This window comes from Streptomyces nigrescens (genome assembly GCF_027626975.1).
GTDB lineage: Bacteria > Actinomycetota > Actinomycetes > Streptomycetales > Streptomycetaceae > Streptomyces > Streptomyces nigrescens.
Map to the genome: position 1 here is coordinate 7,360,620 of NZ_CP114203.1, position 15,006 is coordinate 7,375,625.

Consider the following 15,006-nt stretch of genomic DNA (forward strand, 5'->3'; position numbering starts at 1 on the left):
GTCAGCCCGTGAACAGTTGTTTCAGTTTGAGGGACAGTTCGTAAAGGCCGTAGAGGAACGGAATGCCCACCCACAGCCAGACGAGGACGAGAAGCAGGGCGCGGCGGGTGGTCACTGCTCGGCTCCCTTCGGGGTGGCGGTGCCGGCCGCGGACCGCGCGCCGGGCGCGGGCGGTTCATGGTGGCGGGGGTGCACGGGGCGGATCAGTTCGTTGGCGGCGAAGCCCACGGCCAGCAGGCCGATCATGATGAAGAACGAGGTGGTGTAGAGCTCCGGGCCGCTGCGGCCGGCGGACTTCCGCGCGTCCGCCACGGCATTGACGATCAGCGGGCCGAGGATGCCCGCCGTGGACCAGGCCGTCAGCAGCCGGCCGTGGATCGCGCCGACCTGGTAGGTGCCGAACAGGTCGGTCAAGTACGCCGGGACGGTGGCGAATCCGCCGCCGTAGAAGGAGAGGATCACCACCGCGCAGGCGATGAACAGTGGCTTGGAGGAGTCGCCGGCCAGCGCGATCAGCAGATACATCAGGGCGCCGACGCCGAGGTAGAGACGGTAGATGTTCTTGCGGCCCACCAGGTCGGAGGCCGAGGACCAGACGATCCGGCCGAGCATGTTGGCCAGCGAGAGCATGCCGACGAAGCCGGCCGCCGCCGAGGCGCTCACCGGTGCCGCGGTGTGTGCGAAGAAGTCGGAGATCATCGGGGCGGCCTTCTCCAGGATGCCGATGCCCGCCGTGACATTCATGCAGAGGATGACCCACAGGCACCAGAACTGCGGGGTGCGCAGCGCGCTGCGGGCGGAGACCTGGGCGGTGGTGACGAGCGCACGGGCCGCCGGGGTGCCGGGGGCCGGGCCGGCGGGCGGCCGCCAGTCGTCGGCCGGGACCCGCACCAGCAGCACGCCGAGGGTCATGAAGACGCCATAGGACAGGCCCATGACCAGGAAGGTTCCGGCGATACCGGAGGTGTCCGAGCCGAGGCCGGCGAGGAGCTGGGCCGACCAGGGCGAGGCGATCAGCGCGCCCCCGCCGAAGCCCATGATGGCGATACCGGTGGCCATACCGGGCCGGTCGGGGAACCACTTGATGAGGGTGGAGACCGGGGAGATGTAGCCGATGCCCAGGCCGATGCCGCCGAGGAAGCCGTAACCGAGGACGATGAGGGGGTAGCGGCCGGTGGCCGCGCCGAGGGCGGCGACCAGGAAGCCGGCGGAGAAGCAGACCGCCGAGACGCACATCGCCCAGCGCGGGCCGTTGCGTTCGACGAGCGTGCCCCCGAACGCGGCGGACAGCCCCAGCATCACGATGGCCAGCTGGAAGGGGAGCGCGGAGGCCGTCCCGGACAGCTGGAGGGAGGACTCCAGGGGCGGTTTGAACACGCTCCAGGCATAGGCCTGTCCGATGGCGAGATGGATGGACAGGGCGGCGGGCGGGACGAGCCAGCGGCTCCATCCCGGAGGGGCGACGCTGCGGGAGCGGGCGAGCGCGAGCATGAGGCGGAACGTATCCCGCAAGGGGCCGGTCCGGGAAGGCCTCTTGGCCAAAGCCGTTGCAGCGGCCATCAGTTGGGCGGGGAGGGGCGCCGTCGCTGTCTGCCGCGCGGGCATCGGTGAGCGCGGCCGGTGGCCTCCGTACCATCCCGGAACCGGCCGCCGTCCGGGCATCGTTGCGACGGAACTGGCGCATGTACCCGATGATGGCAGCGGGGTCTGACAATGCCCCGGGCCCCGGGCGCCCCCTTCGGCTCTTGGAGGCGCCCGGTCGTCGTTCGGCGCCGGTCAGGCGGCCGCGAACGCCCCCGCCCCGTGGACCCGTCCCGCGGCGGTCAGTGCCTCAGGGGTCAGCACGGACACCGGGGCCAGCACCCCGCACTGCAGGCAGGCCGGCCCGGTCGCCGGGGAGTCGGCGGACTCCGGCAGCCAGGCGAAGCGGGTGCCGGCGCACACCGGGCAGTCGCGGCGCGGCCGCCCCGTCTCCATCGCCACGATCATGCGGCGCAGGACCACCGCGAGACGGGCCGCGGGGTGCCGTTGCGGGGACTCGCACGGCACGATGTCGCAGCCGCCCCAGGTCCGGCGGTGCCATTCGTCGAGGGCGCCGGGCTGCCGGATGCCGTCGTGCTTCTCCTTGCGGCGCCGGGCGGCGAACTCCTCCTCGTACGCGAGCCAGAGAGAACGGGCCTCTTCCAGCTCGGTGAGCGCGGCCACCAGCCGCTCCGGATCGGGATCGCGGTCCTGGGTCGCGATACCGGCCCGGGTGCACAGATGGTGCCAGGTCGCCCGATGCCCGTAAGGGGCGAAGCGTTCAAGGCACTTGCGCAGGGCGGTGCGTCGCTGTGTCGCGACGAGTCGTGGATTGCGGACCTGTTCTGCGAGGGCTCTGAAACCGGCCATTTCATCCCACCTCCGTGGGGAGGACCCGACTGGACAGCGATGGGACGTAGCCGATCACCACCTGGATCCATCGAACTTTCGTGCGGTTTTTCTGGCAGTGTTCCGCGGCGTCCTGGCGTCCGCGGCCCGATCTCCCCAGGGAAGAGCAAAAGTTGACTGTTGTTCATCTTCCGGTCAGGGATAACCGCCGGTAACGTCCCGCCCGGCCTCCCTCAAGGGGACCCCCATCGAGGAGCAGGAATGCGACGACGTACCGGAAGGCTCAGGACCGCCGCCGCGGCCGCCCTGTTCGCCTTGGGTGCCACGCTCTTGGCACCGCCCCCCACCGCGGCCGCGGCCGCCGCACCGCAGGACGCCAACGACTACTGCCAGGGCCAGTGCGGCGACATCCTGCCGCCCGGCGCCACCGGCAACGCCACCCTGGTGGAGATCCTCGGCAACAAGCTGTTCGGCACCCACCCCGAGCACTCCACCGACCAACTCGCCCCGTACGGCGCGCTGGCGAGCGGCTATCAGTCGCTCACCGACGACACCCTCGGCAGCTTCTTCAACGACGCCTCCTTCGGCGTCCCCGCGGACCAGGCCGGCAAGGTCACCACGCCCCGCAACGATGTGACCATCACCCGCGACAAGAAGACCGGTGTCCCGCACATCAAGGGCACCACCCGCTACGGCACCGAATTCGGCGCCGGCTACGCCGCGGGCCAGGACCGGCTCTGGCTGATGGACCTCTTCCGCCACATCGGCCGCGGCGAACTGACCTCCTTCGCCGGCGGCGCGCTCGCCAACCAGGGCCTGGAGCAGCAGTTCTGGCCGCAGGCGCCGTACACCGAGGACGATCTGCAGGCCCAGGTCGAGCGCATCCGGGACACCAACGGCGAGCGCGGGAAACTGGCGATGCAGGACGCCCAGGCGTATGTCGACGGGATCAACGCCTACCGCGAACAGTCCAAGAACGGCCGCTACTTCCCCGGCGAGTACGTGCTCACCGGCCATGTCGACGCGATCACCAACGCCGGTGAGATCAAGCCCTTCAAGCTCACCGACCTGATAGCCCTGGCCTCGGTCGTCGGCGGGCTCTTCGGCAACGGCGGGGGCGGTGAGGTCCCCTCGGCCCTGGCGCTGCTCTCCGCCCAGCAGAAGTACGGCGTCGAGAAGGGCACCGAGGTCTGGGAGTCCTTCCGGGAGCGCGACGACCCCGAGGCCGCCAAGACCCTGCACGACGGCAGCAGCTTCCCGTACGCGGTGAAGCCCGCCAAGGCCAAGGGCGTGGCGCTGCCGGACCGCGGTTCGGTCACCCCCGAGCCCCTGGTCTTCGACCGCACCGGCGCGGCCACCGTCAAGAGCGGGACGCCGCCCCGCGATCCGGTCAAGGCCCCCAAGAAGTACAAGAAGCTGGAGGGCCTCTTCAAGGACGGGGTGCTGCCCAAGGGGAGCTTCGACCCCACCCAGCACCGCGGGATGTCCAACGCCCTGCTGGTGTCCGGCAAGCACACCGCGAGCGGCCACCCCGTCGCCGTCTTCGGCCCGCAGACCGGCTACTTCGCGCCCCAGCTGCTGATGCTCCAGGAGATCCAGGGACCCGGCATCAGCGCCCGCGGCGCCTCGTTCGCGGGCGTCGGGATGTACGTCCAGCTGGGCCGCGGCCAGGACTACTCCTGGAGCGCCACCTCCGCCGGCCAGGACATCACCGACACCTTCGCGGTCGAGCTGTGCAACGCGGACGGCTCGACGCCCACCAAGGACTCCACCTCCTACCGCTACCGCGGCGCGTGCGTCCCCATGGAGAAGCTGGAGCGCACCAACTCCTGGAAGCCCACCATCGCCGACCCGACGGAGGCCGGCTCCTACCGGATGCAGGTCTTCCGGACCAAGTACGGGACCGTCACCCACCGCGCGACCCTCGACGGCAAGCCCGTCGCCTACACCGCACAGCGGTCCACCTACCGCCACGAGGCCGACTCGATCATCGGCTTCCAGATGTTCAACGACCCGTCCTACGTGCGGGACGCCAAGAGCTTCCAGAAGGCAGCCGAGCACATCGGCTACGCCTTCAACTGGTTCTACGCCGACTCCCGCGACATCGCGTACTACAACAGCGGCCTCAACCCGGTCCGCAACCCCGACGTCGATCCGTCCCTGCCCGTCAAGGCAGACGACGCCTACGAGTGGAAGGACTACGACCCCGAGACCAACACCACCGAGTACACCCCGTCCGCCCAGCACCCGCAGTCCGTCAACCAGGACTACTACATCTCCTGGAACAACAAGCAGGCCAAGGACTACGACTCGGCGGGCTACGGCAACGGCTCGGTGCACCGCGGCAATCTGCTGGACGACCGGGTGCGGGCGCTGACGAAGGACGGCGGGGTGACCCGGGCGTCGCTGACCCGCGCCATGTCCGAGGCCGCGGTCACCGATCTGCGCGGTGAGGACGTGCTGCCCGAACTCCTGCGGGTGGTGAACAGCAAGCCGGTCACCGACCCGAAGCTGAAGACGGCGGTGCAGCAGCTGGAGGCCTGGCGCAAGGACGGTGCCCAGCGCCGGGAGACCGCCGCGGGCTCGCACACCTACACCCACCCCGACGCGGTACGCCTCATGGACGCCTGGTGGCCGCTGATGACGGAGGCCGTCTTCAAGCCGGGCCTCGGCGGCGACCTCTACGACGCGCTGCGCGCCAACCTCGGCATCGACGAATCACCGTCGGCCGGCCACGGCCCGACCGGGGCGCACGCCGGATCGGCCTTCCAGTACGGCTGGTGGAGCTACGCGGACAAGGACCTGCGGGCGGTGCTCGGCGACAAGGTGGCGGGCCCGCTCAGCTGGCAGTACTGCGGCAACGGTGAGCTGTCCGCCTGCCGCGACACCCTGCTGACCACGCTCCAGCAGGCGAGCGGAAAGACGGCCGAGCAGGTCTACCCCGGCGATGACAGCTGCAAGGCCGGCGACCAGTGGTGCGCGGACGCGATCATCCACCGCACGGTGGGCGGTCTGACCCACGCCACCATCAGCTGGCAGAACCGGCCGACCTATCAGCAGGTCGTGGAGTTCCCGGCCCACCGCTAGACGGAAGGCGCCACACGAAGGCCCCGGGGCGGCCGGCCCCGGGGCCTTCGTGCGCGCCCGCCCGGTGCCCGAGCGCTTCAACTCCCGTGCCGGGCGCCCCGGCTGCCCTCGGGGTGGCTTTCCCTTGGGGGTATGCTGCAGGGTTCTGAACTCCAGGGGATGGGAAAGCGAGGCATGGCCTTGTCAGGTCCGCAGCAGTATCCGACGGAGCTGCTGGACACCACCATGGACCAGCTGCGCACACTGATCGTCGTCCACGAGGCGGGCACCGCGCTGGGCGCCGCGCGCCGGCTGGGCCGCGAGCAGTCCAGCGTGCAGAAGCAACTGGACACCATGAACCGCACCTTCGCCGCGCTGTGCGGCGAGGAGCTGGTCCTCAAGCAGGGGCGGGGGAGGGATGCCCTGTTCACCGCGACCGGGGAGGCGCTCGTCGAGCTGGCACGGCGCACACTGGGGGAGTGGACGGACGGTGTGCACGATGCCCGCCGCCGGCTCGGCCGGACGCTCTCGGTCGGCACCACCCGCTATACGCTCGGCTTTCTGCTGGACGCGGTGGAACGGGTCACCGAGGACTATGAGCGCGACGACGTCGAGCTGAAGGTCACCCATGTCCGCACCGGCGACCTCTTCACCAAACTGCGCTCCAAGGAACTCGACCTGGTCTGCGGCAGCGTGGTGGTCACCGAGGCCGACGAAGCGGAGCTGCTGGCTCCGTACGAGGTCATGGAGTGGCGGCGCAGCGGGCTCTCCCTGCTGACGAATCTGCCGCCGGAGCGGCTCCCGGGCACCTCCTTCGGCGCCCGGGACCTGCCCCGGCTGCCGCTGGTCGTCTCGGCGCGCGGTCTGATCGGCCGCTTCCTGACCGCCTGGTACGGCCCCGAATACCGGCAGAAGCTCTCCATCGCGGCCGAGATCGAGGCCGCGCACTACGGCTTCGAGCTGCTGCGGTCCGGGGTGGTGAGCGGGGCGATGCTGGTCACCCGGGGCATCGGGGAGGCGGCAGCGGACGGCCGCCTCCCGGAGGCCGGCGGGCTGCGCACCCTGGAGCTCGTCGGCGAGGTGGGCCCCAGGACCGAGGTGCTGGTCGGCGTCTTCACCCGCCGCGGCGAGCGGGACTCCTACGCCCCCGGCCACCCCCTGAACCTCCTGTGGGACGCGCTGTCCCGGGAGAGCGGGCGGTGGTGGCTGAGCTCGTGAGCGCGCGGGGCCGCCGGAGCCTCAGACGAGGTCCCGCTCCCGGGTCTCCGGCAGTGCCAGGACGCACAGCAGCGAGACGACCGCCATCGCGCTGACGTACCAGCCCACCGACGCCGAGCCGTACGCCGACTGGAGCCGGGTGGCGACCAGCGGAGCCACCGCGCCGCCCAGGACTCCGCCCAGGTTGTAGGCCAGTGAGGCGCCCGAGTACCGCACCCGCGCGCTGAACAGCTCCGGCAGATAGGCGCCCATCGGGCCGTACACCACACCCATGCAGAACAGCGCGCCGCCGATGCCGAGGGCGATCAGCACCGGCTGTCCGGTGTCCAGCAGCGGGAAGAGCACCAGGCCCCACACCGCCGAGAGGACGGTGCCGGCGAGGATCAGGGTGCGGCGGCCGGCGCCGTCGGAGCGGGTGGCGGCGAGCCAGGTGCCGGCCGCCAGGAAGAGGCAGGCGACGAGGGAGAGCCCCAGCATGGTGTTGCGGGAGATGCCGAGGGTGCCGGTGGCGTAGGAGAGGCAGTAGGTCGTCGCGGTGTAGAAGAGGCCGTAGGCGACGATCATCCCGCCCGCGCCCAGCAGCAGTTCGCGCGGATGCCGGCGCAGTACCTCGACGGTGGGGACCTTGCTCGCCTCCTGGGCGTCCAGCACCTTGGTGAACACCGGCGTCTCACTGATCTTCAGGCGTACGAACAGCCCGACGCCGACCAGCAGGAACGACAGCAGGAACGGCACCCGCCAGCCCCACGAGCGGAACGCCGCGTCGTCGAGCCCGGACGACAGCAGCCAGAAGACCCCGGTCGCCGCCAGGAACCCCACGGACGGGCCGAGTTGGGGGAACGCCGCATACAACCCGCGGCGCCGGCGCGGCGCATGCTCGACCGCGAGCAGCGCGGCACCGCCCCACTCCCCGCCCAGCCCGATGCCCTGCAGAAAACGCAGCGCGATCAGCAGCAGCGGCGCCCAGATGCCCCATGTCCCGTAGCCCGGGAGCAGCCCGACGAAGGCCGTCGACAGCCCCATCAGCAGCAGTGACGCGACCAGGACGGACTTACGGCCCACCCGGTCGCCGAAGTGGCCGAAAATCATCGAGCCGAGCGGCCGCGCGGCGAATGCCACCGCATAGGTGGAGAAGGACGCGAGGGTGGCGTTGACCGGATCGAGCGTCGGGAAGAACGCCTGGTTGAGGACGAGCGCGGCGGCCGTCCCGTAGATGTAGAAGTCGTAGAACTCGATGGCCGTCCCGATGAACGAGGCCACCGCCACCCGGCGCAGGCTCTCGCCGCCGCTGGTCCCGTCGGTCTTCGTCGGCGCCCCGGCCGTTGTCTGCGCTGCTGTCGCGTCACTGCTCACCAGCGCACTTTCCGGCTCGGTGTAGGGCCCAGTCAAGAGGCGAGACGGCCTGTCCCGGTTCCTGGGACCGGGACAGGCCCCGGGCCGCGACCGGCCCAACGCCCTTACGGGTACCGCAGATACCGCCGCCGCACCGTACGGAAGCCCTTCAGGCCCTCCTGCCAGGCGGCCACGATCTCGTCCGGTCCGGCGCCCGCGTCGATCATCGTCCGTACCGCCGACGAGCCGGTGAGGCGGTCGATGCCATGGTCCGGGCGCCAGGTGAAGCCCGGCCAGACCCGTTTCGCGGTCACCAGGAGGCCGATGCCGGTGCGTACCGGGTCGAAGGCCGCGCGGTCGTGGACGTGCAGTTGGACGCCGCCGATCGTCTTGCCCTGGAACTTGGAGAAGGTGGGGGCGAAGTAGGCCTCCCTGAAGTGCACACCGGGCAGGGCCAGTTCGGTGGCGGCCGCGGCCCAGCGCCGGTCGATGCCGTCGGCGCCCAGCAGCTCGAAGGGGCGGGTGGTGCCGCGTCCCTCGGAGAGGTTGGTGCCCTCGAAGAGGCAGGTGCCGGAGTAGACGAGGGCGGTGTCGGGGGTGGGCATGTTGGGGCTCGGGGGGACCCAGGGCAGCCCGGTGGCGTCGTAGAAGTCGGTGCGTCGCCAGCCGGTCATGCGGACCGTTTCCAGCTCCACCGGGCGCCCGGCGGCCTCGGGGACGAACTCGCCGTTGAACAGCAGCGCCAGCTCCGCCACGGTCATCCCGTGCGTCTGCGCGATCGGCTCCCGGCCGACGAACGAGGCATACGCCTTGTCGAGCACCGGGCCGGTGGCCGAGCGGCCGGTGACCGGGTTCGGCCGGTCGAGGACCATGAAGCGCTTGCCGGCCAGGACCGCGGCCACCATGCAGTCGTACAGCGTCCAGATGTAGGTGTAGAAGCGGGCGCCGACGTCCTGGATGTCGAAGACGACGGTGTCCACACCGGAGGCGGTGAAGATGTCGGCGAGTGCTTTGCCGCTCTTGTTGTAGGTGTCGTAGACGGGCAGTCCGGTGGCCGGATCGTCGTAGCGGCCCTCGGAGCCGCCTGCCTGTGCGGTGCCCCGGAAGCCGTGCTCGGGGCCGAAGACGGCGGTCAGCCGCACCCGGTCGTCGGCGTGCATCACATCCACGATGTGCCGCAACTCCCGGGTGACGCCGGTGGGGTTGGTGACGATGCCGACCCGCCGGCCGGTCAGGAGGCGGTAGCCGTCGGCGGCCAGCCGGTCGAAGCCGGTGTGCACCCGCCGCCCGCCGCCGTGCGCCGGCTGCGCGGCACGGGCGGGCCCGGCCCCCGCGGCCAGGGCCGCACCGGCCGCTCCGGTCGCCGCCAGTTGCCCGAGCAGAACGCGTCTCGACAGAGCCATCCGCACACCTCCGTGATCAGGAATCAACCGGGTCCGTGTCGTGCGCACGCTAGCCGGGCCGGTGGGATCCCGGAATGGGGCGGGCCGAAGGCGGAAAGGACTCTTCCGTCAGGACATACCGACTGGTTAGTCTGCCGTCAGCCGAACCGACCCGACCGAGGGAGATCCAGCGTGGCAGCCGTACGGGACAAGACCGTTGTCGTGACCGGGGCGGGCGGGGGGATCGGTGCCGCGCTGGCCCGCCGGTTCGCCGCCGAGGGCGCCCGGGTCGTGGTCAACGATCTGGACGAGGCGAAGGCGAAGCGGACCGCCGACGAGATCGGGGCGGTCGCGGTCGCCGGTGACGCCTCCACCGTCGTCCCGGCGGCCCGCGAGGCGCTCGGCGGCGGTATCGACATCTTCTGCGCCAACGCCGGGGTCGGCACCGGCGGCGGGCCCGATGCGCCCGAGGAGGACTGGGCGCTGGCCTGGGACGTCAATGTCATGGCACACGTCCGGGCCGCCCGTGAGCTGGTGCCCGAGTGGCTGGAGCGCGGCAGCGGCCGCTTCATCGCCACGGTGTCCGCCGCCGGTCTGCTCACCATGGTCGCCGCCGCCCCGTACAGCGTCACCAAGCACGGTGCGTACGCCTTCGCCGAGTGGCTCTCGCTGACCTACCGGCACCGCGGCATCGACGTCCACGCCATCTGCCCCCAGGGCGTCCGCACCGACATGCTGGCCGCGACCGGCGCCGCCGGGGACCTCGTGCTCACCCCCACCGCCGTGGAGCCCGAGGACGTCGCCGAGGCGCTCTTCGCGGCCATGGCGGAGGGCCGCTTCCTGGTCCTGCCGCATGCGGAGGTCGCGGACTACTACACCGCGCGCGCCGCCGAACCCGACCGCTGGCTCGGCGGGATGAACCACCTGCAGCAGAAGCTGGAGCAGGCCGAGGGCCGCTCCTAGACGGGCGGGGTGGCCGCCCGGCCGGGCCCGGTCCGCCACCCCGCCTCACCCCAGCCGTTTCCCCGCAGGGATGATCAGGCGATCAGGAAGAAAGGGCCGCACCTCGATGACCTCCTACCAGGACAAGCCGTGGCTGGCACAGCTCACCGATGCCCAGCGCGCCCCCGTGCAGCCGCCCCCCTCGACGCTGCACGCCTTCCGGGCGGCGGTGGGCCGGGTCCCCGACCGTACGGCCCTCGCCTACTTCGACGGCCGGCTGACCTACGCCGAGACCGACGCGCTCTCCGACGGCGTCGCCGCCCACCTCACCGAGCGCGGCTTCCGGCGCGGCGACCGGGCCGCGGTCATGCTGCAGAACACCCCGCACTTCGTGCTCGCCCTGCTCGGCGTGTGGAAGGCGGGAGGCGTGGTGGTGCCCGTCAACCCCATGTACAAGTCCGCCGAAATGCGGCACATCCTGGACGATGCGGAGGTTTCCGCCGTCATCTGCGCGGACCGCACCTGGGACAGTTTTCTGCGCGTCACCGCCGCCGGGGCGCCGTCCGTACGGATCGTGCTCACCGCCCACGAGCGGGATCTGCAGACCCGCGACGACCAGCGGGTGCTGCACGGCGAGCGGCTCGGGCCGCAGCAGGACGCCGACGATCTGCTGACCGTCGCCCGCACGGCCGGGAAGATACGGGTGGCGCCCGACGACCCCGAGCTCACCGCTGACGACCTCGCGCTGATCAGCTACACCTCCGGCACCAGCGGCACGCCCAAGGGCGCCACCAACACCCACGGCAACATCACCTACAACGCCGAGCGCCAGCGCACCGGCCTGGGTCTCCCCGAAGGCGCCTCCTACTTCGCGCTCGCCCCGCTCTTCCACATCACCGGCATGGTCTGCCAGCTGGCGGCCTGTATCGCCAACCAGGGCACCCTGGTGCTCGCCTACCGCTTCGAGGCGGGTGTCGTCCTGGATGCCTTCCTGGAGCACCGCCCCGCCTACACGGTCGGCCCCTCGACCGCCTATATGGCGCTGATGGCCCACCCCGAGGTCACCCGCGACCACTTCGCGTCCTTCCGGACCATGTCCTCCGGCGGTGCGCCGCTGCCGCCCGCTCTCGTCGAGAAGTTCCGTACCGGTTTCGGGCCATATGTCCACAACGGCTACGGACTGACCGAGTGCACCGCGCCCTGCGCCAGCGTCCCGCCGGGCAGGGAGGCGCCGGTCGACAAGGTCTCCGGCACGCTCGCCGTCGGTGTCCCCGGCCCCGACACCGTCGTCCGGATCATCGGCGAGGACGGCCGGGACCTGCCGTTCGGCGAGCAGGGCGAGATCGCGGTCCGCGGCCCCCAGGTCGTCCCCGGCTACTGGCGCCGCCCCGACGCCACCGCCGAGGGCCTGCCGGACGGCGAGCTGCGGACCGGTGACATCGGCTTCATGGACAGCGACGGCTGGCTCTATGTCGTCGACCGCAAGAAGGACATGATCAACGCCTCCGGCTTCAAGGTGTGGCCCCGCGAGGTCGAGGACGTCCTCTACAGCCACCCGGCGGTGCGCGAGGCGGCGGTGGTCGGTGTGCCCGACGCCTACCGCGGCGAGTCGGTGAAGGCGTACGTCAGCCTGCGGCCCGGCGCCTCCACGGAACCCGCCGAGCTGGCCGCCTACTGCAAGGAACGGCTGGCGGCGTACAAATATCCCCGTGCGGTGGAGATCCTGGCCGAGCTTCCGAAGACCACGAGTGGCAAGATCCTCCGACGGGAGCTGCGCCACCGCGCATGACTAAGCACGAAGGACAGGTGAGGGCGATGGCCGGCACGAAGGACGGCAATGGCAACGGCGGTGCGAAGCCGGTGGCCCAGCGGCTGCTGGCCACCGCCACCAGGCTCTTCGCGGAGCAGGGCTATGACCGCACCTCCGTCCAGGAGATCGTCGATGCGGCGGGCGTGACCAAGGGCGCCCTCTACCACTACTTCGGCTCCAAGGACGATCTGCTGCACGAGGTCTACGGCCGGGTCCTGCGGCTCCAGCAGGAGCGGCTGGACCACTTCGCGGACGCCGACGCGCCGGTGGAGCAGCGGCTGCGGGACGCCGCCGCCGATGTCGTCGTCACCACCATCGAGAACCTCGACGACACCAAGATCTTCTTCCGCTCGATGCACCACCTCGCACCGGAGAAGGACAAGCAGGTACGCGCCGAGCGGCGGCGGTACCACGAGCGGTTCCGGGCGCTGATCGAGGAGGGCCAGCGCACCGGCGTGTTCGCCGCGGACATCCCCGCCGACCTCGTCGTGGACTACCACTTCGGCTCCGTGCACCACCTGGGCACCTGGTACCGCGAGAACGGGCCGCTCAGCCCGCAGCAGGTCGCGGACCACCTCGCCGATCTGCTGCTGCGCGCCTTGCGGCCGTGAGCCACTACGTTGGGGTGCGGCGCCGGGCCGCACCCCGGCGCCGCCCGGCACCCGGGCCCACCGGGGCTTGACCGCATCCCCGGGAATTTGTTGGATTGCGAGCAAGACCAGTGGGCATGCGCCCCGGGGCGATGAGACTCAGGGGCGGTCGCGGTCAGGGGCTGTCCTCATCCGGGACCCGTAACTTAAGGTGCGGATAGTACTGATAGCTACCGATGTGGGTGCCCTTTGCCTGAAGTGACACTGTTTCTCCGGGAGTACGCACGGACGAGCCGGGAGGTGGGGGCGATCGCTCCCAGCGGCCCCCGGCTCGGCAGGGCCCTCACCCGCTATGTGATCCCCAGCCCCGGCAGCGCCCGCACGGTCCTTGAGGTGGGGCCGGGCACCGGGGCGGTGACCCGCCATATCGCCGGCTCGCTCGGCCGGCTGGACACCCTCGACCTGGTCGAGGCCAACCCGCGCTTCGTCGACCTGCTGCAAGGTGCCTACGGCGGCGACCCGCGGCTGCGGTTCCGCACCGGCCTGGTGCAGGACCATGACCTCGGCACCTACGACACGATCGTCTGCGGTCTGCCGTTCGCCAACTTCGACGCACCGACGACCGCGGACATCTTCGACCGGCTGCTCGGGGCCCTGAAGCCCGGCGGCACCCTGTCCTTCTTCGGCTATGTGGGAGGGGCGAGGATGCGCCGCACGTTCACCGGGCGAGCGGCCCGTGAACACGTCCTCGACGGGCAGAACACCCTGCGCCGGATATTGGACCGGCACACCTTCCGTACGGAACTGGTGCTGGGCAACCTGCCGCCGGCCCGGGTGCATCACCTGGCGCCGGTCAGTGCCCCCGTTCAGGCGGCGTGAGATCGCGCTCACGTCCACCGGGCGACGCCCTCCGGCGCTCGGCGGGCCGGGCGTCACCGCCTCGCCCGTACGGTCCCGGGCGCCACACCCTTGACCGGGGTGCCGGCGCCCGGGTTCCGTCGACGGCGGCCGGCCGGCTCCGGCTCCGGCCGTCGGGCACGTTCTACAGGTAGCGCTTCAACTCCCGGCGCGCCAGCGACCGTTGGTGCACCTCGTCCGGGCCGTCCGCCAGCTTCAGCGTGCGGGCCCCGGCCCACAGCTCGGCCAGCGGGAAGTCCTGGCTGACGCCGCCCGCACCGTGCAGCTGGACCGCCTTGTCGAGGATGTCCACGACGGTGCGCGGGGTGGCGATCTTGATGGACTGGATCTCGGTGTGCGCGCCCTTGTTGCCGACGGTGTCCATCAGCCAGGCGGTCTTGAGCACCAGCAGCCGCAGCTGCTCCACCGCCACCCGGGCGTCCGCGATCCACTCCTGGACCACGCCCTGCTGGGCCAGCGGCTTGCCGAACGCCGTACGCGTCACCGCGCGGCGGCACATCAGCTCGATGGCGCGCTCGGCCATCCCGATCAGCCGCATGCAGTGGTGGATCCGGCCCGGGCCCAGCCGGGCCTGCGCGATGGCGAAACCGCCGCCCTCCTCGCCGATCAGACTGCTCGCCGGCACCCGTACGTCATGGAAGATCACCTCGGCGTGGCCACCGTGCCAGTGGTCCTCGTAGCCGTAGACCTGCATCGCCCGCTTGACCTCGACACCGGGGGTGTCCCGGGGCACCAGGATCATCGACTGCTGGCGGCGCAGGTCCGGACCGTCCGGGTCGGTCTTGCCCATCACGATGAAGATCTGGCACAGCGGGTTCATCGCGCCGGAGATGTACCACTTACGCCCGTTGATGACGTAGTCTCCCCCACTCTCGGCTCCGCTCGAGCGGGAGGTGCCCCCATCATCCCGCGCGATGTGGGTCTCGATGTTCGTGGCGTCCGACGAGGCCACCTCCGGCTCGGTCATCGCGAACGCCGAGCGGATCTCGCCCGCCAGCAGCGGCTCCAGCCACTGCTTCTTCTGCGCCTCGCTGCCGAACTGCGTCAGCACCTCCATGTTGCCGGTGTCCGGCGCCGCACAGTTCAGCGCGGTGGGCGCCAACTGCGGGCTGTGGCCGGTGATTTCGGCCAGCGGCGCGTACTGGAGGTTCGTCAGCCCGGCACCGTACTCCTCGTCGGGAAGGAAGAGGTTCCACAGTCCCTGCTTACGGGCCTCGGCCTTCAGCTCCTCGACGATCGGCGGGGTGTCCCACGGCGAGGCGAGCGCGGCCCGCTGCTCATGGGCGGTCTGCTCGGCCGGGTGGACATGCTCGTCCATGAAGGTCAGGAGCTTCTCGCGGAGCTCCTCCGTGCGGGCGTCGAATGCGAAGTCCATGGG

Annotated in this window: 12 protein-coding genes; 6 read left to right on the plus strand and 6 right to left on the minus strand. The window is 71.1% G+C overall.

The window, feature by feature from the left end; translation table 11 throughout:
- Window position 1: 1 nt before the first annotated feature.
- The 3 genes from STRNI_RS41705 to STRNI_RS32595 all read right to left on the minus strand — a co-directional run bounded on the left by STRNI_RS41705 (window position 2) and on the right by STRNI_RS32595 (window position 2,391).
- Window positions 2-115, minus strand: a complete 114-nt coding sequence (locus STRNI_RS41705) for an MFS transporter small subunit (RefSeq protein ID WP_018087852.1) — start codon at window positions 113-115, stop codon at window positions 2-4.
- A complete protein-coding gene (locus STRNI_RS32590; protein ID WP_148589328.1) occupies window positions 112-1,491 on the minus strand; it encodes an OFA family MFS transporter in 1,380 nt (459 codons plus the stop codon). The genes STRNI_RS41705 and STRNI_RS32590 overlap by 4 nt, the downstream gene beginning before the upstream one ends.
- A gap of 285 nt (window positions 1,492-1,776) precedes the next feature.
- Window positions 1,777-2,391: a hypothetical protein gene (locus tag STRNI_RS32595; protein WP_093647903.1), complete on the minus strand. Its 615-nt coding sequence runs from the start codon at window positions 2,389-2,391 to the stop codon at window positions 1,777-1,779.
- Between the two features lie 240 nt (window positions 2,392-2,631).
- Between STRNI_RS32595 and STRNI_RS32600 the strand changes: the two genes are divergently transcribed.
- Both STRNI_RS32600 and STRNI_RS32605 read left to right on the plus strand, forming a co-directional pair.
- Window positions 2,632-5,457, plus strand: coding sequence for a penicillin acylase family protein (locus STRNI_RS32600; RefSeq protein WP_277412517.1), 2,826 nt, complete (start codon window positions 2,632-2,634; stop codon window positions 5,455-5,457).
- 174 nt (window positions 5,458-5,631) lie between these two features.
- The gene (locus STRNI_RS32605) at window positions 5,632-6,654 is read left to right on the plus strand and encodes a LysR family transcriptional regulator (RefSeq protein ID WP_018087847.1); all 1,023 of its coding nucleotides are present in this window, start codon (window positions 5,632-5,634) and stop codon (window positions 6,652-6,654) included.
- Between the two features lie 21 nt (window positions 6,655-6,675).
- On the opposite strand, the gene STRNI_RS32610 is transcribed toward STRNI_RS32605, so the two are convergent.
- Both STRNI_RS32610 and STRNI_RS32615 read right to left on the minus strand, forming a co-directional pair.
- Window positions 6,676-8,007 (minus strand): MFS transporter, encoded by a 1,332-nt coding sequence (locus STRNI_RS32610; protein ID WP_229838447.1) that lies wholly within the window; start codon window positions 8,005-8,007, stop codon window positions 6,676-6,678.
- Window positions 8,008-8,111: 104 nt separating this feature from the next.
- On the minus strand, window positions 8,112-9,389 hold the full coding sequence (locus tag STRNI_RS32615; protein WP_277412518.1) for an exo-beta-N-acetylmuramidase NamZ family protein: 1,278 nt from the start codon (window positions 9,387-9,389) through the stop codon (window positions 8,112-8,114).
- A gap of 171 nt (window positions 9,390-9,560) precedes the next feature.
- On the opposite strand from STRNI_RS32615, the gene STRNI_RS32620 reads away from it, so the two are divergent.
- The 4 genes from STRNI_RS32620 to STRNI_RS32635 all read left to right on the plus strand — a co-directional run bounded on the left by STRNI_RS32620 (window position 9,561) and on the right by STRNI_RS32635 (window position 13,589).
- Complete coding sequence (locus STRNI_RS32620; RefSeq protein WP_277412519.1) at window positions 9,561-10,331, plus strand: SDR family oxidoreductase; 771 nt, start codon at window positions 9,561-9,563, stop codon at window positions 10,329-10,331.
- A 106-nt stretch (window positions 10,332-10,437) separates the two neighbouring features.
- Window positions 10,438-12,099 (plus strand): AMP-binding protein, encoded by a 1,662-nt coding sequence (locus tag STRNI_RS32625; RefSeq protein ID WP_277412520.1) that lies wholly within the window; start codon window positions 10,438-10,440, stop codon window positions 12,097-12,099.
- 26 nt (window positions 12,100-12,125) lie between these two features.
- On the plus strand, window positions 12,126-12,731 hold the full coding sequence (locus tag STRNI_RS32630) for a TetR/AcrR family transcriptional regulator (RefSeq protein WP_093647893.1): 606 nt from the start codon (window positions 12,126-12,128) through the stop codon (window positions 12,729-12,731).
- A gap of 237 nt (window positions 12,732-12,968) precedes the next feature.
- Entirely contained in the window at window positions 12,969-13,589 is a 621-nt protein-coding gene (locus tag STRNI_RS32635; RefSeq protein WP_018087841.1) for a class I SAM-dependent methyltransferase, read from the plus strand.
- A 163-nt stretch (window positions 13,590-13,752) separates the two neighbouring features.
- Here the strand turns inward: STRNI_RS32635 and STRNI_RS32640 are convergent, their stop codons facing one another.
- Window positions 13,753-15,003, minus strand: a complete 1,251-nt coding sequence (locus STRNI_RS32640; protein ID WP_018087840.1) for an acyl-CoA dehydrogenase family protein — start codon at window positions 15,001-15,003, stop codon at window positions 13,753-13,755.
- Window positions 15,004-15,006 lie beyond the last annotated feature (3 nt).